Source organism: Brevibacterium daeguense (genome assembly GCF_021729135.1).
In the GTDB taxonomy this organism is placed as follows: Bacteria; Actinomycetota; Actinomycetes; order Actinomycetales; family Brevibacteriaceae; genus Brevibacterium; species Brevibacterium daeguense.
On record NZ_JAJTWW010000018.1, the window covers coordinates 20,009 to 43,263 of the forward strand.

Annotated in this window: 16 protein-coding genes; 11 read left to right on the forward strand and 5 right to left on the reverse strand. The window is 68.5% G+C overall.

Annotated features, from left to right (window positions below; genetic code table 11):
* Positions 1-26 precede the first annotated feature (26 nt).
* Complete coding sequence (locus LXN01_RS13260) at positions 27-1,202, forward strand: MFS transporter (protein WP_236865883.1); 1,176 nt, start codon at positions 27-29, stop codon at positions 1,200-1,202.
* 72 nt (positions 1,203-1,274) lie between these two features.
* Here the strand turns inward: LXN01_RS13260 and LXN01_RS13265 are convergent, their stop codons facing one another.
* Both LXN01_RS13265 and LXN01_RS13270 read right to left on the reverse strand, forming a co-directional pair.
* Positions 1,275-1,670 carry a hypothetical protein gene (locus LXN01_RS13265; RefSeq protein ID WP_236865884.1) on the reverse strand — a complete coding sequence of 132 codons (396 nt, stop codon included), beginning with the start codon at positions 1,668-1,670 and terminating at the stop codon, positions 1,275-1,277.
* Positions 1,667-3,262: an acyl-CoA carboxylase subunit beta gene (locus LXN01_RS13270; protein WP_236865885.1), complete on the reverse strand. Its 1,596-nt coding sequence runs from the start codon at positions 3,260-3,262 to the stop codon at positions 1,667-1,669. The genes LXN01_RS13265 and LXN01_RS13270 overlap by 4 nt, the downstream gene beginning before the upstream one ends.
* Before the next feature lie 66 nt (positions 3,263-3,328).
* On the opposite strand from LXN01_RS13270, the gene LXN01_RS13275 reads away from it, so the two are divergent.
* Together LXN01_RS13275 and LXN01_RS13280 are read left to right on the forward strand one after the other, a co-directional pair.
* On the forward strand, positions 3,329-4,156 hold the full coding sequence (locus LXN01_RS13275) for a biotin--[acetyl-CoA-carboxylase] ligase (RefSeq protein ID WP_236865886.1): 828 nt from the start codon (positions 3,329-3,331) through the stop codon (positions 4,154-4,156).
* Positions 4,157-4,320: 164 nt separating this feature from the next.
* Positions 4,321-5,727: an adenylate/guanylate cyclase domain-containing protein gene (locus tag LXN01_RS13280; protein WP_236865887.1), complete on the forward strand. Its 1,407-nt coding sequence runs from the start codon at positions 4,321-4,323 to the stop codon at positions 5,725-5,727.
* Between the two features lie 73 nt (positions 5,728-5,800).
* Here LXN01_RS13280 and LXN01_RS13285 read toward each other — a convergent pair whose 3' ends face one another.
* Positions 5,801-8,488: a DNA gyrase/topoisomerase IV subunit A gene (locus LXN01_RS13285; protein ID WP_236865888.1), complete on the reverse strand. Its 2,688-nt coding sequence runs from the start codon at positions 8,486-8,488 to the stop codon at positions 5,801-5,803.
* 360 nt (positions 8,489-8,848) lie between these two features.
* Between LXN01_RS13285 and LXN01_RS13290 the strand changes: the two genes are divergently transcribed.
* Positions 8,849-9,895 (forward strand): PDDEXK family nuclease, encoded by a 1,047-nt coding sequence (locus LXN01_RS13290; RefSeq protein WP_236865889.1) that lies wholly within the window; start codon positions 8,849-8,851, stop codon positions 9,893-9,895.
* A gap of 105 nt (positions 9,896-10,000) precedes the next feature.
* Here the strand turns inward: LXN01_RS13290 and LXN01_RS13295 are convergent, their stop codons facing one another.
* A complete protein-coding gene (locus LXN01_RS13295) occupies positions 10,001-12,682 on the reverse strand; it encodes a bifunctional acetate--CoA ligase family protein/GNAT family N-acetyltransferase (protein ID WP_236865890.1) in 2,682 nt (893 codons plus the stop codon).
* Positions 12,683-12,771: 89 nt separating this feature from the next.
* Here LXN01_RS13295 and LXN01_RS13300 point away from each other — a divergent pair, with 89 nt between their 5' ends.
* Both LXN01_RS13300 and LXN01_RS13305 read left to right on the forward strand, forming a co-directional pair.
* Positions 12,772-13,359: a DUF5998 family protein gene (locus LXN01_RS13300; RefSeq protein WP_236865891.1), complete on the forward strand. Its 588-nt coding sequence runs from the start codon at positions 12,772-12,774 to the stop codon at positions 13,357-13,359.
* Positions 13,359-14,510 (forward strand): alkaline phosphatase family protein, encoded by a 1,152-nt coding sequence (locus LXN01_RS13305; protein WP_236865892.1) that lies wholly within the window; start codon positions 13,359-13,361, stop codon positions 14,508-14,510. Before LXN01_RS13300 ends, LXN01_RS13305 begins: the two co-directional genes overlap by 1 nt.
* A 71-nt stretch (positions 14,511-14,581) precedes the next feature.
* Here the strand turns inward: LXN01_RS13305 and LXN01_RS13310 are convergent, their stop codons facing one another.
* A complete protein-coding gene (locus LXN01_RS13310; RefSeq protein ID WP_236865893.1) occupies positions 14,582-15,040 on the reverse strand; it encodes a GtrA family protein in 459 nt (152 codons plus the stop codon).
* Positions 15,041-15,219: 179 nt separating this feature from the next.
* Here LXN01_RS13310 and LXN01_RS13315 point away from each other — a divergent pair, with 179 nt between their 5' ends.
* The 5 genes from LXN01_RS13315 (at position 15,220) to LXN01_RS13335 (ending at position 23,025) form a co-directional block, all read left to right on the forward strand.
* A complete protein-coding gene (locus LXN01_RS13315; RefSeq protein WP_236865894.1) occupies positions 15,220-16,380 on the forward strand; it encodes a 5-(carboxyamino)imidazole ribonucleotide synthase in 1,161 nt (386 codons plus the stop codon).
* Positions 16,377-16,898, forward strand: a complete 522-nt coding sequence (gene purE, locus LXN01_RS13320; RefSeq protein WP_236865895.1) for a 5-(carboxyamino)imidazole ribonucleotide mutase — start codon at positions 16,377-16,379, stop codon at positions 16,896-16,898. Before LXN01_RS13315 ends, purE begins: the two co-directional genes overlap by 4 nt.
* 98 nt (positions 16,899-16,996) lie before the next feature.
* On the forward strand, positions 16,997-18,145 hold the full coding sequence (locus tag LXN01_RS13325) for an acyl-CoA dehydrogenase family protein (RefSeq protein WP_236865896.1): 1,149 nt from the start codon (positions 16,997-16,999) through the stop codon (positions 18,143-18,145).
* Positions 18,146-18,366: 221 nt separating this feature from the next.
* Entirely contained in the window at positions 18,367-19,947 is a 1,581-nt protein-coding gene (locus tag LXN01_RS13330) for an LCP family protein (protein ID WP_236865897.1), read from the forward strand.
* A gap of 237 nt (positions 19,948-20,184) precedes the next feature.
* The gene (locus LXN01_RS13335; RefSeq protein WP_236865898.1) at positions 20,185-23,025 is read left to right on the forward strand and encodes an NlpC/P60 family protein; all 2,841 of its coding nucleotides are present in this window, start codon (positions 20,185-20,187) and stop codon (positions 23,023-23,025) included.
* Positions 23,026-23,255 lie beyond the last annotated feature (230 nt).

Here is a 23,255-nt window from a genome sequence, read left to right on the forward strand (position 1 = left end):
ACACCGTTTGCCGGAGGAAGGACACTGTGGAGACGTCGCGACTGTGGACCAGGGACTTCGTGCTCGCCTTCGGCATCAACCTGGCGATGTCCCTGACCTTCTACCTCCTCATGACCTCGATGGCCGGCTACGCCATCGACCGCTTCGGGGCCGGGGAGACGGTCGCGGGCCTGGCATCGAGCGCCTACATCATCGGCGCCCTCATCGCCCGCATCTTCGCCGGAAAATTCCTCGACTTCGTCGGCCGCAAGCGCATGACCCTGATCTCGCTCGTGGTGTTCGTGCTCGCCGCCATCGCCTACATCCCGCTCGCGGATGTGTGGTCGGTGATCGCGGTTCGATTCATCCACGGACTCGCGTTCGGCGCGGGCAACACGGCGGTCCAGGCCTCGGTGCAGATGCTGATTCCGCAGACCCGCCGCGCAGAGGGCACCGGTTACTTCGGCACCTCGACCTCACTGGCGACGGCCGTCGGCCCGTTCCTGGCGGTCTACCTCACGCAGCACTTCGGCTATTCCGCGATGTTCTGGGCCTCGGCGGCCTTCTCGGTGTTCGGCTTGGTGCTGGCGCTGTTCATCCGGCTGCCGGAGCGCACGCCCAGCGCGGATGAGCAGGCCGCGAAGTGGCAGCTGAAGCTGTCGTCGATCATCGACTATCGGGCGCTGCGGATCTCCTCGATCATGCTGCTGGCCGGACTCGCCTACGCCAATGTCCTGGCCTTTCTGACCACCTGGGCCACCGAGCTGGGGGTCCCGGAGGCGGCGAGCTGGTTCTTCATCCTGTTTGCCGTCGTCATGCTCGCTTCGCGGCTGTTCGTGGGACGGATCCAGGACCGGCGGGGCGACAACGTGGTGATGTACCCGATCTTCTTCCTCTTCGCACTGAGCTTCGTCATCATCGCGCTCGCTGAGAGCGGCTGGGCGATCGTGCTGGCGGCGGTCCCGATGGGTCTGGGATTCGGCTCCCTCTTCCCCTGCACGCAGGCGATCGCAGTCAACGTCACATCTCGCGAGCGGATCGGCCTGGCGATCTCGACCTTCTTCATCATGCTCGACCTCGGCACGGGGCTCGGGCCCGTCCTGCTGGGAGCGATCGTCCCCCTGGTCGGGCTGCAGGGCCTGTACCTGACGTGTGCAGGACTGGTGGTGCTCGCGGGGGCGGTGTACCACGGAGTTCACGGCAGGGTTCAGAGCAGGCCCTGAACCGTACCGCAGCCCTGCCGGCAACTCGGGATGGGCGACAGCGTGACCGGTGGGCGATGCCGGCTCCGGAGCTCAGAGGCGGTGACGCCAGCTGCCGCGCACCGTGCGGCGGTGCGAGCGGGCGGGAGCAGCGAACCGGCGCCTCGGCTGCGCGCTCTGCTGCGAGGCGGACGCCTGGACCAGCCGCAGCGCCACCAGCGCCGCGACGACTGCTGCCCGGGCGAGCTCGCGTTCGCGCTCCGGGCTCAGCGGCTCCGACGCCGAGGTGCTCGTCACCTCGACGTCGAACTCCGGGATCGCTTCCAGGCCCGGTTCCGCCGAGCGGTCCAGCTCCGGCGAGCGGCCCGGTTCCGGCGAGTGGCCCGGCTCCGGCGAGTGGCCCGGCTCCGGAAAGTGGCCCGGTTCCGTCGAGCGGTGCAGCGACGCGGCCCCGTTCTGCGCCGAAGGGGGAGTGCTCTGCTCGGTCACAGCGGGATGTTCCCGTGCTTGCGGGAGGGCGCATCGACGTGCTTGTTCGCCAGCGCGCGCAGTCCGCGCACGATCCGCTCCCGGGTCTCGCTCGGCCTGATCACCGCATCGATGTACCCTTCCTCGGCAGCGAGGTACGGGTTGAGCAGAGCGTCCTCGTACTCCTGGATGAGCTCGTCGCGCAGTGCGTCCACGTCCTCGCCCGCCTCGCCGGCGGCCTTGAGCCTCCGCCGGTAGACGATATTGGCGGCGCCCTGCGCCCCCATCACTGCGATCTGCGCGCTCGGCCACGCGAAGTTGAGATCCGCGCCGAGCTGCTTGGATCCCATCACGCAGTACGCACCGCCGTAGGCCTTGCGGGTGATCACCGTGATGAGCGGGACGGTTGCTTCGCCGTAGGCGTAGATGAGCTTGGCGCCGCGGCGGATGATGCCGCTGAATTCCTGGTCGGTGCCGGGCAGGAAGCCGGGGACATCGACGAAGGTCAGGATCGGCAGGTTGAAGGCGTCGCAGAAGCGGACGAACCGCGCCGCCTTCTCCGAGGCATCGATGTCCAGGGTTCCGGCCAGCTGCATCGGCTGATTGGCGATGATGCCCACCGCGGTGCCCTCGACCCGGCCGAAGCCGGTGATGACGTTGGGGGCGAACAGCTCGGAGGTCTCCAGGAACTCGCCCTCGTCGAGCACCCGGGTGACGACGTCGAGGATGTCGTAGGGCTGGGAGGGGGAGTCCGGCATCAGCGTGTCGAGCGCCTCGTCGTCGTGGTCGACGGTGAGATCGGCGGGCGCATGGACCTGCGGTGCCTCGTCCAGGCTGTTCTGCGGCAGGAAGGAGAGCAGATCGCGCACATAGTTGAGCGCATCGGACTCATCGGCGGCGAGGTAGTGGGCATTGCCGCTGACCGAGTTGTTGGTGCGGCCGCCGCCGAGCTCCTCGTGGCCGACGTCCTCACCGGTGACGGTCTTGATGACGTCGGGACCGGTGATGTACATGTGCGAAGTGCCGTCCACCATGATCGTGAAGTCGGTCAGCGCCGGGGAGTACACGGCACCGCCGGCCGACGGTCCCATGATCAGGCTGATCTGGGGGATCACACCGGACGAGGCGACATTCAGGCGGAAGATCTCCGCGAACAGCGCGATCGAGCCGACGCCCTCCTGGATCCGGGCGCCGCCGGAGTCGTTGATGCCGACGATCGGGCAGCCGAGCCTGAGCGCGAGCTCCTGCACCTTGACGATCTTGCGACCATTGGCCTCCGCCAGCGACCCGCCGAGCACGGTGAAGTCGTGGGCGAAGACGGCGACGGTGCGGCCGTCGATGGTGCCGAGTCCGCACACCACCCCGTCCCCGTCGGGACGGTTGGCCTGCATCCCGAACTGCGTGTTGTGGTGGCGGACGAATTCGTCGATCTCCTGGAAGGAGTCGTCGTCGAGCAGCTGGTCGATCCGCTCGCGGGCGGTCTGCTTGCCTCGGTTGTGCTGATTGGCCACTGCCCGCTCGTTCCCGGCGTGGGCGGCACGCCGGCGCTCCTCGAAGGCGGCGATGCGTTCGGCGGTAGTCCGCGGCACCGCGGGCACAGTCGTATCACTCATGTTCACTAGCGTATCGGCAGGTGGATCGCGTTGTGTGGAGGCGCCAAAACGCACTACGGTGATCTGGTGCACAGCCAACCTGCTCGCCCCGACTTCGACCTCTCCCGCTTCCAGGACGAATCCCGCCGGCGCGGAGTCTCCGTGCCGTCCATCGAGTGGCCTCCGGAGCTCGGGTCGACGAACGACGAACTCGCCGCCAGACTGGAGTCGTCCCCGGGTGAGGTGGCCGAGTACGCGGTGATCGGAACCGACTTCCAATCCGGGGGACACGGACGCCTGGGCAGGCCCTGGACGGTGCCGCCGCGCGCCTCGCTGACCTTCTCCGTGCCGGTGCGCGTCCCACCGGGCTTCCCTGTCGACCGCCTGGGCTGGCTGCCGATCACTGCCGGATGGTGCGTTGCCGAGACGCTCCGCGAGCACGAGATCGCCGCCGGGGTCAAGTGGCCCAACGACGTCCTCGTCGACGGGAAGAAGATCTGCGGCATCCTGACCCGAGCCTGCCCCACTCCCGGTGGACTCGTCGTGATCATCGGAATCGGGGTCAACGTCGCGTTCACCGCAGACGAGCTCCCGGTGCCGACTGCGACCTCCCTGTCGCTGCTCGGCGCCGAGGTGCGCCGCGAAGAGCTCCTCGCATCCCTGCTGAGCCGCCTGCAGCCGGCGATCGCCGAGGTGCTCGCCGCCGGTGATCTCGTCCACACCACGGCCACCGCCCGCCGCGTACGGGAGACGATGGTGACCCTGGGCTCCTCCGTGCGGGTCGAGCTGCCCGGCGGGCAGGAACTCGTGGGCCGCGCCCGTGACCTCGATCCTGCGGGCAACCTCGTGGTCGAGACGGCCGATGGCGAGCATCGCATCACCGCGGGAGATGTCATCCATGCGAGGTCGGCATGACCGACTTCGAGGACTGGCAGCCAGCTGTTCCCGGCGATATGCCGGAGCCTGACCCGGAGCCTGACCCGAAACCCAGGTCGGAACCGGAACCGGAACCGGAGCCGGAGTCTGAACCGGAGCCGGAGCCTGAGCCTGAGCCGGCACCCAGGTCGGAGCCGGACTCGGTGGCGGAACCCGAGCTCGGGCTGGAACCGGTGCCGGTGCTCGAGAAGTCGGCGCCTGGATTCGAGCCGGCACAGGAATCAGAGCCGCCGCGAGCGACTCCGGACCACGCGCCGGCAGCCGACCAGCCTGCGGCTGAGGACGCGGGCGGCCCGGAGTCGGGTATCGACAGCGAAACGGACGCCGGCCTCGCGACCGGCCCGGACGCTGATGTGGACGCCGAGGCGGGCACGGACGCCTCGGACTTCTTCCGCGCGCTGAAGGCGGAGAAGCCGCGGGCCGAGGGTGCGCCGAAGACCGAAGGGGTCCGGTTCCTCGACGAGTACGAGGTCGGCGAACGGGAACGCGCCGAGATCGAGGACACGATCTACGAACTCCGTTCGGCGGCGCAGCGGCTCGAGGAGCGGCTGCTCGGCGGCAAGCGCGTGCTCACCCGCAGGGAGGTCGCCGGACTGGCAGAGGTGTCGACGCTTTCGGCCCGCAAGCTGTGGCGGTCACTCGGATTCCCTCGGGTGCCCGAGGGTGAGGCCGCCTTCACCGTCGCCGACGTCAGGGCGCTGCGCGAGGTCGCCCGCGTGGTGGCCACGGATCTGCTCGACGAGCAGACGGTCCTGTCCCTGATGCGCGCGACCGGCCAGACGACGGATCGCCTGGTGGTCTGGCAGATGGAGACGCTCGTCGAATATCTGGCCGAGGCGCAGGGCCTGGAGGATTCCGACGCCCGGCGCGTGGCGCTCGACCTCTTCGAGCAGATTCTCGACCCACTCGAGGAAGTCCTCGTCTACGCCTGGAAACGCAACCTGGCGGGAGCGCTGGGCCGGCTGAACGTCAATGTCACCAGCGGCCTGGCGATCGAGAACCGGCAGGGCTGGTTCGACTCGTCGATGCCGCTGGCCCGCGCGGTCGGCTTCGTCGACCTTGTGTCCTACACCCGGCTGTCGCAGCAGATGGAGCCCAAGCAGCTGGCCTTCATGGTCAAGCGGTTCCAGGACCTCGCCTACAACATCGTCGCGACCGGGGGCGGTCGGGTGATCAAGACCGTCGGGGACGAGGTGTTCTTCGCCGCGGAGACGCCGCACGCCGGCGCCGAGATCGCACTGACCCTGCAGGAGGAGATCCGAGAGGATGTGCAGCTGCCGAAGGCGCGCGTCGGGTTCGCCTGGGGGAAGGTGCTCTCACGGCTCGGCGACATCTTCGGCTCGACGGTCAACCTCGCGGCCCGGCTGACCGCCGTCGCCGACCCGGGAACAGTGGTCACGGACTCGGAGACTGCGAATGTCATCCAGCGGACCGACGCCTACGAATTCACGGAGCGCCGCACCATCACCCTGCAGGGACTCGGCGAGATCTCCGTGATGGAGATGGACCGCGGCACTGCGGAGCCGCTGCCCCTCGACTTCTCCGACTGAGCCGCGGCCCCTCGACTTCTCCGACTCAGCGACGCCTGTCTCCCGGTCTCCCTGCCTCTCTGCAGCTCCGTCCTCAGAAGAGGGATTCCACCTCGCCGTCGTCGTCCCGGGAGACGATCACTGCGGCGTCCTCGTCGTCGGTGCGGGCCCGCGCGATCGCCTCCTTCTCGGCTTCGAGGTCATCAGCCGTCGCCCGAGGCGCGTGCGCCGGGAGTCCGGTGCCCGCGCCGAACTCCGTCGGCGCCTCGGCGGCCGAGGCGCCGGCCGGCTCCCCTGCGGAGGCAGCGGCTTGGGCTGCTGCCGCCTCGGAGGCGGTGGCGTCGGCGCCGCGGGCGTGGGGGAGCGCGCCGACGGTCTCGATCCTGGCGTCGAGCGGCGTGCCGGTGCCGTCGCGGCGGCCGAACTCCTCGGGCAGCCTGCGGGCCGCTCCGTTCGCGGACGCCGCCTGCGGGCTGGGGCCGGTATGGGCGAGGGTGAGCTCGGTCTCGTCCTTGAGGAATCGATGCGCCCGGACTCCTGCAGTCGCTCGTCCCTTGACGGGGAACTCGCTCAGCGGCGTGAGCTTGATCGAGGATGCGGGGTCGCCGGAGAAGTTCACTCCGCCAGCGATCGTGACCACGGTGTTGTCCTCGCCCGGATCGACGAGATCGAACGCGATGACTCGTGCGTCAGCGCCCAGCTTGATCCCGGCGACGCCGCCGGCTCCCCACCCCTGAGCACGGACGAGGCCGGCGCTGTAGGTGAGGAGCTGCCCGTTGGAGGCCACGAACACGGCCTGCGCCGCATCGATGTCGGGCAGCTGGCCGAGACCCACCACGGTGTCCTTGGGCTTGAGCCTGATGACGTCCCAGGAGTCGCGGTTGGTCGGGGCTTCGGCCCCGGCCACGCGCTTGATGACCCCTTCGGCGGTGCCGAGCACGAATTCGGCACCCGGATCGACGAGGCCGAGCACCTGCTCACCGGCGTCGAGAGTGACGAACTCGCCGATCCGGACTCCGCCCGCGAGTCCGGGTCGGGTGGCCTGGGGCGGCAGTGCGGGCAGCGCCACCACGTCGATCTTGATCATGCGGCCCTTGTTCGTCACGGCGCCCAGCATCCCGCGGGAGGTGGTCGCCACCTGTGAGCGCATGGCGTCGTGCGACACTCGGCGGCCATTCACGGGCAGGACGGACAGGGCATTAGTGCGGGCGATGCGGCCCGAGGTGGACAGCAGCACCCAGCACGGTTCGTCGGCGATCGTGAGCTCGGCCTGGCCTGCCTTCTTCCCGCGGGACGCGAACACCTTGTGCGAGCCCTCGACGAGCGCGGTCCGCCGAGGCGAGTCGAGCGCCTCGGCGGCCTGTCCGAGCTCCTCGGAGACGAGGGCACGCAGCTTCGCCTCGTCCGCGAGGATGCTCTCGAGGTGGGCGATGCGCTCGCGCAGCTCGTCGCGCTCGGCCTCGAGCTCCAGCCGGGAGAACTTCGTCAGCCGCCGCAGCTGGAGGTCGAGGATGTAGGTGGCCTGCACCTCGGTGAGCTCGAAGACGTCCATCAGCCGGGTGCGGGCGGTGGCGGCGTCGTCGGAGGTCCGGATCAGCTGGATGACCTCGTCGATGTCGAGGATCGCCAGCAGCAGGCCCTCGACGAGGTGCAGCCGGTCCTGCGCCTTGCGCAGCTGGAACGCGGTCCGGCGGCGCACCACGTCGAGGCGATGGGCGACGTAGACCTCGAGCAGCTCCTTGAGCCCGAGGGTGCGCGGCTGGCCGTCGACGAGGCACACGTTGTTGATGCCGAACGACTCCTCCATCGGGGTGAGCCGGTAGAGCTCCTCGAGGACCGCCTCGGGGTCGAAGCCGTTCTTGATGCCGATGACCAGGCGCAGCCCGTGCTTGCGGTCGGAGAAATCGTCGATCGAGGCGATTCCGCTGAGCTTCTTCGCCCCGACCATGTCCTTGACCTTCTCGATGACCTTCTCCGGGCCGACGAGGTAGGGCAGTTCGGTGACCACGATGCCCTTGCGGCGGGCAGTGAGGTTCTCGAACTTCACCGTGGCCCGGGTCCGGAAGCTGCCGCGCCCGTTCTGGTAGGCATCGCGGATGCCGGCCAGCCCGATGATGCGCCCACCGGACGGCAGATCCGGGCCGGGCACGAAGCGCATGAGCTCCGAGAGCTCTGCACCCGGGTGCTCGATCAGATGACGAGCAGCGGAGATGACCTCACCCGGGTTGTGCGGGGGCATGTTGGTGGCCATGCCGACGGCGATTCCCGAGGCGCCGTTGATGAGGAGATTCGGAAACGCCGCCGGGAGGACCTCCGGCTGGGTGAGGGTGTTGTCGTAGTTCGGGACGAAGTCGACGACGTCCTCTTCGAGCCCGGCGATCATCGCCATCGACGCGGCCGTGAGCTTGGCCTCCGTGTACCGTGGCGCGGCCGGTCCGTCGTCGAGGCTGCCGAAGTTGCCGTGACCGTCGACGAGCGGGACGCGCATGATGAAGTCCTGGCTCAGCCGGACCAGCGCGTCGTAGATCGCCGTGTCGCCGTGCGGGTGGAGCTTGCCCATCACGTCGCCGACGATGCGGGAGGACTTCACGTGACCGCGCTCGGGTCGCAGGCCCATCTCGCCCATCTGGTGGATGATGCGCCGCTGCACCGGCTTGAGGCCGTCCCTGGCGTCCGGGAGCGCGCGGGCGTAGATCACCGAGTACGCATATTCGAGGAAGGAGGTCTCCATCTCCTCGGAGACGTCGATGTCGACGATCTGACCTGCAACCGGATCTGCCATGGAACTCCTCAAACAGCGAAAACGACAGGCCTATCGTATCGGCAAGTCCGGCCCGCCCCCGGAATTCAGCGGTTCCCGGAGGTGCGAGGCGCGGTTCACGGGAGGTGCGGCGGTGCGGAACGCAGGCTCGTCCCATTGCGTGCGAACAATTCTGCTTGTGTATGACCTGCTGAGGTCGTACTGACCGCAGAAAGTCGCACGGTGCGAGCATACGGAGCGGGCACCGCGTGTCCGGGTTGCGGTCGTCGTGCGACCCGGCCGCGGGCTACGGATGGTCACAGGGCGGGATCGCGGCAGGTGCTGTCCACAGGCACACCGGGGTGACCCCTTCGGCACCGGCGGATCGGCGATCGTAGAGGCGTGTTCAACGTGTTCTCTCGGTCCCAGGTCCTCGCTTCCGGTATTGACGACGCAGCCCTCCAGGCAACTATCGGCTGCTGCATCGAGCGCCTCGCAGCGGGCATCTATGTTGTGATCCGGGTGTGCGGACGGGGACCGCACCGGCGGTTCCAGTACTTCCTCGACGATGATCCGCTCGTGGAAACCGGAGAACTCACCCGATGGGAACGCGATCGCTTCCGGCACCTCGGGTGGCTCACGAGCACCACCCGGCCTCGCGAGACCGACGTCATCAGCCACAGATCTGCCGCGATGGTGCACGGCCTGCCGTTGCTGTCCACCCGGCTTCCTGTGATCGAAGTGAGCAATCCGCAGGCAAAGGGAACCACGGCAGGCCTGCGCAGGCGCCTCCGCGCGATCCCGGAACCCGACAGAGCGCAGTGGTCGATTCGCGAAGCACTTTCCGTGACGACTCCCGCCAGGACCGCTGCTGACCTCATGCGGGATTGCGGCTGGCAGTCCGGCATCATCGCGGCTGAGCATTTCGTCGGCTCACCCGAATCGGGCCCGGCCTCCCGACGCGCGGCGTTCCCTCTGCCCTCTGAGGTGCGTACCGTCCGAAAAGCCCAGCTGGCAGCCGTGATCGACCGGATGCCTGACGGTCGGGGCTCACGACGTATGGCGGCGATTGTCGACTACAGCGACGGACTCTCCGAATCCCCTGCTGAGAGCTTGGCCGTCCTCGGCCTGTGTCATCTGGGAATTCGCGATCTCGAACAGCAAGCGCGCCTGTTCGGACCTGACGGCCGGTTCGTTGCGAGAGTCGATTTCCTGATCGAGCGCTTGGGGCTGGTGCTCGAGGTGGACGGTGACGCGAAGTACCTCGCCGATCACAGCAGCCGATGGGTCGATCGCAGGGTGTTCGACCGCGAGAAGGATCGGGAGAATGCGATTCGCTTCCTCGGCTTCCGGGTGGTGAGGCTGCGGTGGAAGGACGTCGTGGAGCCGGCGAACTTCTCGGCCGCGATGCGCAGGGCGGGAGTGCTGCCCTCCGGCATCCCTCGCTGAACCCGGACGGTGCGAGCTCGTGAAGAGGAGTGCGACTCATTTCGGTCGGACAGACCCGAGAAAGTCGCACACTGGCCGGGTTCGGCCGTGTGCGGGGCCGGACGCTCAGCCCAGGCTCATGCGGCGGCGCTGGGAGTCGATCCGGTCGGGTTCGGCGACGAGCTCGACCTTGACGCTGAGCAGGTGGGCGTCGTCCTCGGTCACCATGATCGGCCGGATCTCGATGTCGCGGACGGACGGGAACGAGTCGACCAGCGTCGACAGTCGCAGGATGACGTCCTCGGCCGGCTCGACGTTCATCACCGGCAGCCCCTTGTACCCGAACAGCCGTGGCGAGGCTCGCAGCGAGCGCACCATCCGCCTGGCATCGACATCGGTCAACGGCGCGACGCGATGGGACACGTCGTCGAGCAGCTCCGAGGTGTCACCTGCAAGCGAGAAGGAGACCATCGGTCCCAGCAGCGGGTCCTCGCCGGCCCGGATCACGCAGGCCAGCCCCGGAGGCGCCATCGGCTGCACATCGATGCCGTGGTCGTCCTCCGGTCCCAGATAGGTGCCGATCACCTCGGCGATGCCCTGCCAGTCCTCGCGGAGCTCGGCCTCGTCGTCGATGTTCAGGCGCACGCCACCGAGCTCCATGCGGTGGCGCAACCGCTTGTGCACGGCTTTGAGAGCCACTGGGTAGCCGAGGCGGTCAGCCGCCGCGAGCGCCTCGTCGACGGTGTGGGAGGTGAGGTAGGGCAGGAAGCGGATGCCGTAGCTCTCCAGCAGCGCGCGCGAGTCGTCCCGGCCCAGCAGGACCCGCTCGCCCGGCGGAACCCCTTCGAGGTTGCGTTCGATGATCTCCCGGGCCCTGCGCGGCTCGACGTCGTCGAACTCCGGGTAGCGGCCGCGGTCGGACCTGCGCCACATGGCGTATTCGGTGGTCCGCGCGAGCGCCCACACCGCATCCTCTGGTCCGACGTAGCTCGGCACCGGGTGGGCGCGGCGACCGCCCTCCTCATCCCTCGTGTAGGCGGTGAGCTCGTCCTTGACGCCGTGCACTCCCAGGAAGCAGGCGACGGTCGTCTTGCCCGACTTCGCCGCCTCCTCGGCGAGGACCGCTGCGATCTCCTGCTCGCCGGCTCCGGCCGAGGGCGTGAAGGTGACGACCACGCTGTCGACCATCGGGTCGGAGTACATCTCCGCCAGCCGGCTCCCGAACTCCTCGGCGGCGACCTCGGGGTGCATGGACACCGGTGCGGTCTCGACACGCAGCCCCTCGGAGCGGGCGCGCTGCACGACCAGGGTCGACAGCGCGGCCGAATTGCCGATGACGCCGAGGCGCCGGCCGGCGGGCATGGGCTGCGAGGAGAACACCTGGGCGACGTCGAAGAGCTGGTGGATGGTGTCGGCCCGGATCACTCCGGCCTGGGTGAGCACCTGGTCCAGCGCGGTGCTCGAGAGGCTGGACACCCTCACCTGGTGACCGGGCGGGAGCTCGCGGCCGGTGAAGGGCGACTTGATGACGATCACCGGCTTGACCGAGGAGACGCGGCGGGCGATCCGGGTGAACTTGCGGGGGTTGCCGATCGACTCCAGATACAGGCCGACGGTCGCTGTCGCCGGGTCCTCCTCCCAGTACTGGAGCAGGTCGTTGCCGGACAGGTCGGCGCGGTTGCCCGCCGACACGAAGGTCGAGATGCCCAGTCCGCGGGTCTTGGCGGCGGCGAGCAGCGCGGTGCCGAGTGCACCCGATTGGCTGAACAGGCCCAAGGTGCCCGCGTCGGGCAGGAACGGGGCGAGCGAGGCGTTGAGGGACACCTCGGGCGCGGTGTTGGCCAGACCGAAGGAGTTCGGACCGACAACCCGCATGCCATTTGCCCGGGCGGTGGCGACCATCTCCCGCTGCAGCTCGAGCCCGTGCTCGCCGGTCTCGGCGAAGCCGGAGGAGATCACCACGACCGATTTCACGCCGTGCGCCGCGCAGTCCCGGACGACGTCGATGCAGGATTCGGCCGGCACCGCGATGACGGCCAGGTCCACCGGCTCGGCGATGTCCTCCAACGATTTCACCGTCGGGAAGCCGGCCACGGCGTCCGCCTCGGGGTGGACCACGGAGATGGTGCCGGCGAACTGCGCGGCGGTGAGATTGCGCAGCAGCAGGTTTCCGGTCGAGCTGCGCTTGCGGCTCGCACCGATCACGACCACGGAGCTCGGGTGGAGGATCGAACGGACGCTCAGCGCCTCTGCGCGGTGCTCGCGGGCCTCCTGCACCTGGATGGACTTCTCGGTCGGATCGATGTCGAAGCGGACTGCGACCACCCCGTCGTCGAACTCGCGGGAGATCTCGTACCCGGCGGCGGCGAAGACCTGAAGCATCGAGCGGTTCTGAGGCAGCACCTCGGCGGTGAAGACGCGGATGCCGCGCTCCCGAGCGGCGGCGGCGAGATGCTCGAGGAAGATCGACCCGATGCCGCGTCCCTGGTGGTCGTCCGCGATGTTGAAGGCGACCTCGGCCGACTCCTCGTCGAGCCGGTCGTAGCGGGCGACGCCGATGATCTCCTCGCCGATCGTCATCACGAACGCGACCCGCGAGTCGTAGTCCACCGTCACGAAGCGGTCGAGGTCCTTCTTCGGGATCACCGGCAGGGGAGCGAAGAACCGCAGATAGATCGACTCCGGGGACTGCTTCTTGTGCATCGTCTGGATGGCGTCGGAATCGGAGGGGAGGATCGGGCGGAGGTGCGCCGTCGCACCATCCCGCAAGACGACGTCGGCTTCCCAGTACGCAGGATAGTGTTCCATGACTCCCAGCATATGGGCTCGGCCCGAGCCGAGTGCGGAGCAGGCGGGTGCGAATCGGCTGTGTCCGCGGTCTGCGGCACAATGGGACCATGTCACTTCCGCATTCACTCGTCACCGATCTGCAGGCTGCCGGCTACTACCCGCAGCTGGCGGGGAGCATGCTCGTCGAGTCGCTGTTCGACGAGGAGGTCGTCTCCCACCTCGTCCACATGGACACCCATGTGGACCTCGACTCGATCCACCGGCACGTCACCGCCTTCATCGTGACTCCGACGCGGCTCCTGCTGACCCACGTGGATGATGAGCCGGACTACGCGCCGGGACAGCGGCCGCGCGGGATGACCTCGACCGAGGACATCCCGCTGGAGCGGCTGCGGACTGTGCTGATCGGCCGCACCTACGAGAACCCGGCGCAGTTCCGCCCCGGCGACCGGCCCGTGGAGGTCTCCATGACGCTCGGCTGGGGCTCGGTGCGCCGGATCGAGGCGTTCCCGGAAACCTGCGGCGACCCGGACTGCGAGGGCGATCACGGCTACGGCGGGAGTCTGTACTCGGAGGACGTCACCCTGCGCGTGTCGGCGCAGGCGGAGGGCCAGAAGGCCGTGGACCAGGCCGAGGAATTCGCGCTGCGGCTGCGGCGGGCAGTGTTCGAGGCCCGCCGTCAGGCGGTGCGCTGATGCACGCGGAAGCCCCCGACTACCGGGAATCGGCCCTGCTGTCGGACCTCGTGCCCGCGGCCGCCCTGAGCCTGGGCGCGGGGCAGATCCTCGACGCCGGTGCCGGCCGGCGGGCCGCCCGACTGGCGTTGGACTCCGAACTCCGCGTGGCGGTCGTGGCGCTCATCGACGGGATGGGCGCACGGCTCCTGCGGGACCGGGCGGCACACGCGCCGTTCCTGCGCTCCCTGCTCCCCGAATCCCTGCCCATGAGCGCAGGCTTCCCCTCGACGACGGCGAATTCGCTGTCCTCACTGGGGACCGGAATGCTGCCCGGCGCCCACGGAGTCGTGGGCTACCGCCTGCTCGACCCGGAACGCAGCATCGTGTTCAACCAGCTGACCGGTGACCCGGATGTGGACCCGGAGGTCTGGGTGCCGGACGCCACCCTGTTCGAGCGCCTGACCGACGCCGGGGTCGACGTCGTCAACCTCGGTGAGCCGAAGTTCGCCGGCCGCGGACTCAATCAGTCTTCTCTGCGCGGCGGGCGCTTCCTGGGGTCGACCACCTTGGAGGAGCGGGTCGGCCACGCGCTCGAGGAGATCCGCTGGCCCGGGCGCAGGCTGATCTATCTGTACTGGGGCAACCTCGACAAGACCGGCCACGTTCGTGGAGTCGACTCCTGGGAGTGGCTGGAGGAGCTCGAACACCTCGACGGCAGGCTCGAATCGCTCGCACAGGCGATCGGCCCCGACACCGGGCTGTTCATCACCGCAGACCACGGAATGGTCGACGTCCCGCACGAGAACCGGCTGGACCTCGCGGAGGAGCCGGCCCTGCGTGCGGGGGTCGCGGCCATCGGCGGTGAGCCGCGCGCCGTCCACGTCTACACGGAACCGGGTGCGGCCGGTGAGGTCGCGACGGCCTACCGCGAGGTGCTCGGCGAGCGTGCGCTCGTGCTGGAGCGGGAGGAGGCGATCCGCAGCGGCTTCTTCGGCCCGGTTCGACAGCGCAATCTGGCGCGCATCGGTGACGTGCTGGCGATCTGCGCCGAGGGGTTCGGCATCGTCGACTCGACCTCGGATTCGCCGGCGGCGCTGTCGCTGCTCGGACACCACGGCGGCATCACCGAGCGGGAGCTCGACATTCCCCTGCTGCGCGTCGGGGGCTGAGGCCGGCACTCGCCGCCGTCGCGCGCCGGCGGCAGTGCGCCGGCGGCAGTGCGCCGGCACGGGGTTGCCCCTCAGCCGCCCAGGTTGATGATCTCGCGGCGCTGCGGCGGCCGTCGGGGAGTGACCCGGTAGATCACCAGGCGGTACATGAAGTACCGGAAGATGTTGCCCAGTCCCACGCCGATGACGTTGGCCGAGATGTTGTCGGCGAGTGCGGAGCGGAATCCGAGCACGTAGTGGGAGAACCACAGGCACCCCATCGCGATGAGGAGGCCGCCGGCGTTGACGAGGAAGAACCACAGAGCTTCTTTTCCGGCCGACTGGTTGCGACCGTCGCGGAACGTCCAGTAGCGAGACCCCAGCCAGGACACGGTCGTCGCGACCGTGACGGAGATGACCTTCGCCCACAGCGGTCCGATGCCGACCACTTCGAGCCGGAGCAGATTGAAGAGCAGGAAGTCGACGATGAAGGCGACGGTGCCGACGGCGGAGAACTTGGCGACTCGCACAGCCTCCTTGCGAACTCCCATGTGTCACCTATCGCCGTCGGACATCGGGGTGGACCGCCGGGTGGATCATCGGGCCGGTCCAGTTGCCAACGGTACCGGAACGCAACTGGATGTCAGCTGGGAGACGGATGACACCGGAATCCTGCTCAGCCCCCGGACCCAAGGCGCGCGCCGCCCGCTCGGCTCGCTAAGGTGAGAGGGTGAGTTTTCCCAGAATCGGCGTCATCGGCGGCGGCCAGCTGGCGCGCATGATGGCCCCCGCAGCCGAAGCCCTCGGTGTCGGCTTCCATGTCCTCGCGGAGACCGCGGACTCCTCCGCCGCACAGGTGGCGGGCGAGGTCACGGTCGGCGACTACACGGACCTGGCCACCCTCGAGGCGTTCGCCCGCACCGTCGACGTCATCACCTTCGACCACGAACACGTGCCACCGGTGCACCTGCGCACCCTGCAGGACGCAGGTCACACAGTCCGGCCGGGTCCCGACGCGCTCATCCACGCCCAGGACAAGCTCGTCATGCGCCGCCGGCTGGACGAGCTGGGCCTGCCGAATCCGCGCTGGGCCGAAGTCCGCTCGAATGCCCAGCTGCAGGAGTTCGGCGACCGGATCGGTTTTCCCGTGATCCTCAAGACCCCGCGCGGGGGCTACGACGGCCACGGTGTGCGCGTCGTCGACCGCAACGAGGACGCCGGCGACTGGCTGGACCAGCACGCCTCGCTGCTCGCCGAGGAGCTCATCGACTTCCGGCGCGAACTCGCCGTCATGGTGGGGCGCTCGCCGATGGGACAGACCGCGGTGTGGCCGGTCGTGGCGACCTATCAGCAGAACGGCGTGTGCAAGGAGGCCGTGGCCCCTGCACCTGATCTGGAACCGGAGCTCGCGAAGCGGATCACGGCCGATGTGCTGACAGTGGCCGGGGCACTCGGCGTCACCGGCGTGATGGCGATGGAGATGTTCGAGACCGCCGACGGCTACGTGGTCAACGAGCTGGCGATGCGACCCCATAACACGGGGCACTGGACCCAGGACGGCTCCATCACCTCTCAGTTCGAACAGCATCTGCGCGCGGTTCTCGATCTGCCGCTGGGCGACCCGGCAGCCCGCACGCCGGCGACGGCGATGGTCAACGTGCTCGGCGCGGACCAGGACGACCTCTATCACCCCTATCTGCACGTGATGGCGCATGATCCGCAGGCCAAAGTCCACATGTACGGCAAGTCGGTGCGTCCGGGCCGGAAGCTCGGCCATGTCAACGTCGCCGGAACGGATGCAGAGGACGTGCTGCGGCGAGCCCGCCATGCCGCCGACTTCATCGCCGGCGTCGACACCGACCCCGAGCCCGACCGAAAGGACCGCTCATGACCACTCCCGTCGTCGGAATCGTGATGGGGTCGGACTCCGACTGGCCGACCATGGAGGCAGCAGCCGAGGTGCTCGACGAGTTCGGCATCGGGTACACCGCCGAGGTGGTCTCCGCCCATCGCATGCCCCACGACATGATCGAGTGGGGCACCACCGCCGCCGACCGCGGTCTGCAGGTCGTCATCGCCGGCGCCGGGGGAGCGGCGCACCTGCCCGGGATGATCGCCTCGGTGACCTCGCTGCCGGTCATCGGGGTGCCGGTGGCGCTGCGCCACCTCGAGGGCATGGACTCCCTGCTCTCGATCGTGCAGATGCCCGGCGGGGTGCCGGTGGCGACGGTCTCGATCGGCGGTGCGAAGAACGCGGGCCTGCTGGCGGCGCGCATTCTGGGAGCGGGCGGAGATTCCGAGGGACAGCGCCTCCGCACGGCGATGGACGACTATCGTGAGAGTCTGCGGTCCGTCGCTGAGGCCAAAGGCCGCGCACTCAGCGAACGACTGCGCGCCGACGAGAGCTGACGGCCGAGGATCTGACCCAGCGAGCGTTGAACAGCGAGCGCTGAACAGCGAGACCCGACACACCCTGCTGGAACATCGAACACGTGCGAAGGAGAACAATGTTCGACCTCTACAAGCCGAGCGAGGACCACGAGGAGCTGCGAGCAGCAGTGCGCGGGGTCGTCGAGGACAAGATCGCGCCGCACGCGGCCAGCGTGGACGCCGAGTCCCGCTACCCGCGGGAGGCCCATGATGCGCTCGTCGCGACGGACTTCTTCGCCGCCCATATCCCGGAGGAGTACGGGGGAGTGGGGGCGGACGCGCTCGCCGTGGCCATCATCATCGAGGAAGTCGCCCGTGGGTGCATGTCGTCCTCGCTGATCCCGGCCGTCAACAAGCTCGGCTCGATGCCGGTGCAGCTCGCCGCCAGCGAGGAGATCAAGCGGAAGTACTTCCCGCGCGTCGCCTCCGGGGAGTGCGGCTTCTCCTACGGACTGTCGGAGCGCGAGGCCGGATCCGACACCGCGGGGATGAAGACGCGAGCGGTCCGCGACGGGGACGACTGGGTGCTCAACGGCGTCAAGACCTGGATCACGAACGCAGGGGAGAGCGAGTTCTACACGGTCATGGCCGTGACGGATCCGGACGGTCCCCGGGGCAACAACATCACCGCCTTCGTCGTCGAGAAGTCCGACGAGGGGTTCAGCTTCGGCGAGAAGGAGCGCAAGCTCGGCGTCAAGGGCAGCCCCACCCGGGAGCTGTTCTTCGAGGACTGCCGGATCCCCGGCGATCGAGTGGTCGGTGAGATCGGCGGCGGACTGAAGCTGGCGCTGCAGACGCTTGATCACACTCGTGTCACGATCGCCGCCCAGGCGGTCGGCGTGGCGCAGGGTGCGCTGGACTATGCGATCGGCTACATCAAGGAGCGCCGCCAGTTCGGCAAGGCGATCGCAGATTTCCAGGCGATCCAGTTCATGGTCGCCGACATGGGGATGAAGCTGGAGGCGGCCCGGCAGCTGACGTACGTCGCGGCCGCGAAGAGCGAGCGCAGTGATCCGGATCTGGGCTACTTCGGTGCGGCGGCCAAGGCCTTCGCCTCGGATGTGGCGATGGAGATCACGACGGACGCGGTCCAGCTGCTCGGCGGTGCCGGGTATGTGCAGGACCATCCGGTCGAGCGGATGATGCGCGATGCCAAGATCACCCAGATCTACGAGGGCACGAACCAGGTCCAGCGCCTCGTGATGGGCCGCAAGCTGCTCGCATGACACGCAGGCCGCTCGCGTGACACGCAGGCCGCTCGCGTGACACGCAGGCGGCTCGCGTGTCGCAGGCCGCTCGGGTGACACCCCTGCCCACGGGCTGGGAAGAATCTGCGGGGATCCTCGGGCCCGGGTGAGTCGCCTCGGGAAGGCCGTTGCCCGGTCGTATCCTGGGGACTCCATCGCCTGAGCAGAAGCACCGGGCGGATGCCGACAGAGAGGCCGAGGTGACCGAGCGCCGTACTCCCAAGTACACCGACCCGATCCGGTATCCGCAGTATGCGAGCCAGCAGACCCGCAACCTCCGCGCGTGGGTGCTGCTCGTCGCGACCGTGCTGCTGCCCGGATCGGTGCAGTCCCTGTTCGGTGTCCGACGGTGGGCCCGCTTCGCCCTGTCACTCACCCTGGTGAGCTGGGGGGCGATCGCGCTCATGGCGGTCGCCGCCCTGCTGCGGCGGCAGGTTGTCTTCACCCTCGCGACGAACCCCATCGTCCTGACGCTGCTCACGCTCTGGCTGCTGGTGTTCACGGTGACGTGGGTGCTGTGCTTCCTCGACACTTTGCGCAGGATCCGGGTTGTCGGCCTGACGCCGCGGACCCGGCTCGGCGTCCTCGGAGCGGGCATGGCGTGCGTGCTGGTGGTCGCCGGGGGGCTGAGCTGGGGGACTGTGACCGCCAACAGCCAGCGGCAGCTCATGAGCGAGCTGTTCGCGGGCGGACTGGCCCAGCGGCCGGCAGACGGCCGATACAACATCGCCCTGCTCGGTTCGGATGCCGGCAAGGGGCGCGAGGGCATCAGGCCCGACAGCATCTCGCTGGTGTCGATCGATGCCCGGACGGGCGAGACGATCATCATCGGCCTGCCCCGCAACCTGCAGAACGTGCCGTTCCCGGAGGACTCACCGCTGCACAGCGAATACCCCAGCGGATTCTCCTGTGGGGACGAATGCCTGATCAACTCGGTGTACCAGCTCGGCGAACAGCACGCCGACGCGTATGACGACGGCGCTCCGGCCGGTGCCCTGGCCATGAAGGATGCCGTCGCGGGAGTGACCGGGATGAAGGTCCACTACTACGCGATGATCGATCTCAAGGGCTTCGAGAGCCTCATCGACGCGATGGGCGGCATCGACATCGTCTCCGGGAAGCGAGTCCCGATCTCCGCTCCGATCGACAAGTCGACCGGCAGGCACGGGCCGGTGCGCGGATGGATCGAACCGGGGGAGCAGCACCTGGACGGGTTCCACGCCCTCTGGTTCGCCCGCTCGCGCGAATTCTCCAGCGACTACGAGCGCATGGTGCGCCAGCGCTGCGTCCAGGAGGCGATGCTCGCGCAGCTGGATCCCGCGACCGTGCTCGTGCGCTATCAGGCGATCGCCAAGGCGGCCCCGGACGTGGTCTCCACCGACATCCCCCAGCTCCAGGTCGACCGCTTCGTCGAGCTCGCGCTCAAGGCGAAATCGCAGCGCATCGAGTCGATGAATCTCACTCCTCCCGAGGTGATCCCGGCCGATCCGGACTACCCCCGGGTCCACGAGCTCATCGACGAGCGGATCACGGCTCTCGAGGAGGAGGACGCCGAGGCGGCGGCCCCCACCCGGCACCTCGACGGCGGGAACTCCTCCCCGCTGCCCGTGCAGCTCCTGGCCGCCCCGGCCCCGGCCCCGGAGCTCGGGCCTGGCGCAGGACAGGCCGATGCGCAGTACAGTCGTGCGCATCCAGCCGTACCGACGCCTGTGCTGCGACCTCTGGCGCAGCCCGCGCCCGAGGAAGTCGAAACCGACCGCGAGATCTGCTACGTGCCGTAGCGGGACCAAGATCGCATACGGGAACATCCGCAATTCAGCAAAACATTTCTATCGGCGTGTCGCCGCGAGAATCCGGGGAACGACATTCGTGTAAGTCTGTTCGTCTTGCGGATGGCCAGCGTGACACGCCGAAATGTGTGTAACAATTCTGAGATGTTGAGGTGATTCGGCATCTTCCCAATGACGAGTTCAACTCATGAAGCCTAACTTCCCTGTCTTCCTCGAAAAGGCTGAAATATGAGATTCGCAATGCCATTAGTGGCGTCATGCGCTGCTGCGGTGATGGTGTCGACCCTCGGGGTCACCATTCCGGCGGCAGCCTCGGGCGCACCAACGGTGACCCCCGACATCGAAGAACGTGACCTGACCTCCGTGGACGAAGACGGTCTGGAAGCTCCGGGCGCGCGCTCCGCGTCGCCTGCCACAGCCCAGACCACCAATCAGAGCACGACCAACCTGCCGAATCTGCTGCGGTCGCCCGATGCGCTCACCGCGCTCGGCACCGCGCCGATCGGGACCTTCGAGAAGGGCTCCAGCGTCCTCAGGCCGCTGAGCCTGGCGGAGACTCCTGATCAGGACGCGGAAGCCGAGCCGGGGGCCAGCGACTCCGCTCCAGGAGAAAGCGAGTCCGCCCCGGCACCCGATGAAGCCGAGTCGACGGAATCTGCGGCTCCGGACATGTCCGGCGGCGTCAAGGAGAAGACCGAGGACGGCATCAATATCGCCGCGATCTCGGACGTGCTCGACGTCCCCGACTCCCGCTCCTCCGTGGTGGGCGTGACCTTCGCGAACAGCGAATCGGTCACCATCGAGGTCCGGACCAAGTCGGCGTCCGGCTGGTCCGACTGGTACCACCTCGAAGAGGACAACCCCGGCGACGGCACGCCGGGCACGGAGCCCTTCGTCGTCAGCAGCGCCACCGATGTCCAGATCCGCGTACTCGGAGACGAAGCTCCCGAGGACACGCGCCTCATGGTCATCGACCCGAAGCACTCGGCGGCGGACGCGAAGGCCGTCGAGGACAACGCTCCTGTCGCCCCGCCGAGCACCGGCGGAGCCGAACCGGTGGGTGCTCAGCCCGCGGCGGCCGGCACCCAGCCGCTCGCCGTACAGCCGACAGGCGCCTCGGCGACCGCGGGATCCGGGTTCGTCCCCGGCTCGGCGAGCGTGGAGAACAGCTCGGTCAAGAAGGTTGCGAAGCCGGCGATCGCCAGCCGCAAGTCCTGGGGCGCGAACGAGAGCCTGCGCAAGGGCTCGCCGGACTACGCCTCGAAGGTCAAGGCGGCAGTCGTGCACCATACGGCCGGCTCGAACAGCTACAGCGCCGGCGACGTGCCGGGCATCCTGCGCGGCATCTACAGCTACCACACCAAGGGCCGCGGCTGGTCAGACATCGGCTACAACGTGCTCGCCGACAAGTTCGGCCGTCTCTGGGAGGGCCGCGCAGGCGGTCTCGACCGGGCAGTGATCGGCGCACACGTCGCCGGCTACAACACCGGTACGTTCGGCATCTCGGTGATGGGCACCTACGAGAAGTCCGCACCGCCGCAGGAGACCATCGACGCGGTCAACCACGCCATCGCCTGGAAGCTGTCGGCCAACGGTGTCTCCGTCAAGGACAGGGCGACCGTCGGCGGCAGGACGATCAACGCGGTGGTCGGCCACCGCGACCTCGGCTCGACGAGCTGCCCGGGTGCCGCGTTCTACTCCAAGATGGGGCAGATGCGCGACGCGATCGGGAAGATGCAGTCCTCGGGGGCGGTCGAGTCCGGCAAGACGGAAGCCCCGAAGCCCGAGCCGAAGCCGAAGACCGCCATCGAGTCCTTCTACGAGGGCAAGGAGGACCTGCTCGGCAAGCCGGTGACCAAGGAATGGGACCACGCCGGCGGCAAGGTAGTGACCTACGAGAAGGGCTACATCACCTGGTCGAAGAAGACTGGCCCGCAGCTGATCCGCGGAGCGATCGGCAGCCTCTACAAGAACGAGGCGATGCGCAACAAGCTCGGACTCGCCACGGCTGCGGAGAAGGGCGGCCTCAAGGGCGGCGGGGCGTTCCAGAAGTTCCAGAACGGCTCCGTCCACTGGTCGAAGGCCACCGGTGCTCAGGCAACGTGGGGAACGCTCCAGAAGTACTGGGGCTCGAAGGGCTATGAGAACGGCCACCTCGGCTACCCGAAGTCCGCGCCGACGTGCACCGACGACCGCTGCGAGCAGCTGTTCGAGGGCGCGCGACTCGTCTGGGCCAACGGCTACGGGGTCACCGAGTTCTCACCTCACGGCAACATCGAAGGCTCGGCGCGTGACCTCAACGTGCCGCAGGCCGGCTCCGCGGATGAAGAATCCGCGGAGCCCGGCTCCGGGCCTGCTGGACCCGGGGAAGGTTCAGCAGGCCCGGAAGCCGACACCGAGGACGGCACCGACGAGGACTCTGCGCCTGCTGGACCCGGGGAAGGTTCAGCAGCCGAGGAGACCGAGGCGCCCGCCGAGGAGACCCCTCGCGAGACCGAGCAGCCGGAGGAGACCGAGGCACCTGCTGAGGAGACCGAGCAGCCGGAGGAGACCGAGGCACCTGCTGAGGAGACTCAGGAGCCGGAGGAGACCGAGGCACCTGCCGAGGAGACTCAGCAGCCGGAGGAGCCGAAGAAGGACGAACCGAAGCCCGAGGAGTCCAAGCAGGAAGAGCCCAAGAAGGAAGAGCCCAAGTCTCCCGCTCAACTCGAGCAGGAGAAGCGGGACGCGGTGCTCGCCACGGCGCGCAAGCACCTCGGCGTTCCCTACCGCTGGGGCGGAAGCTCTCCGCGCAGCGGCTGGGACTGCTCCGGATACGTGCAGTACGTCTACGCGCAGAACGGGATCAAGCTGCCACGGACCACGAGCGCGCAGCGCAATGCCGGCAAGGTGATCAAGGCCTCGGAGGCCAAACCGGGCGACCTCGTCTGGATTCCCGGCCACATCGGCATCATCTCCGAGACCAAGGGCCAGATGTACGACGCGGGCTCGTCCCGGACGAACACGAGCAAGCGCAGCTACTCGTGGATGCTGAGCCGCGGCGCGGTCTTCATCCGAGTCGTCGACTGAACGGCACCGCGAGCGGCACCCGGCAGCACCGCCTGAGCGGCTGAGTCGGGGGTACCGCAGCAGCAGCTGAGCCGGGAATACCGCGTAGCGCTCGTCGCGCGGGGGGCGGCAGGACACCGAGAGGTGACCTGCCGCCCCGCTGCTTTTCGCTTCCTGCACAGCGTGATCTAGGCTTGCGGTCGAGATCGAGACCTGGCCCTGGGCGCGGCGCCCGCCGACGGTCGAGACCG

Bases quoted from the DNA above. Each gene is read 5' to 3' on its own strand.
- LXN01_RS13270 (WP_236865885.1), bottom strand. From the start codon at position 3,262: ATGAGTGATACGACTGTGCCCGCGGTGCCGCGGACTACCGCCGAACGC.
- LXN01_RS13285 (WP_236865888.1), bottom strand. From the start codon at position 8,488: ATGGCAGATCCGGTTGCAGGTCAGATCGTCGACATCGACGTCTCCGAG.
- LXN01_RS13295 (WP_236865890.1), bottom strand. From the start codon at position 12,682: ATGGAACACTATCCTGCGTACTGGGAAGCCGACGTCGTCTTGCGGGAT.
- LXN01_RS13300 (WP_236865891.1), top strand. From the start codon at position 12,772: ATGTCACTTCCGCATTCACTCGTCACCGATCTGCAGGCTGCCGGCTAC.
- LXN01_RS13305 (WP_236865892.1), top strand. From the start codon at position 13,359: ATGCACGCGGAAGCCCCCGACTACCGGGAATCGGCCCTGCTGTCGGAC.
- LXN01_RS13310 (WP_236865893.1), bottom strand. From the start codon at position 15,040: ATGGGAGTTCGCAAGGAGGCTGTGCGAGTCGCCAAGTTCTCCGCCGTC.
- purE (WP_236865895.1), top strand. From the start codon at position 16,377: ATGACCACTCCCGTCGTCGGAATCGTGATGGGGTCGGACTCCGACTGG.
- LXN01_RS13325 (WP_236865896.1), top strand. From the start codon at position 16,997: ATGTTCGACCTCTACAAGCCGAGCGAGGACCACGAGGAGCTGCGAGCA.
- LXN01_RS13335 (WP_236865898.1), top strand. From the start codon at position 20,185: ATGAGATTCGCAATGCCATTAGTGGCGTCATGCGCTGCTGCGGTGATG.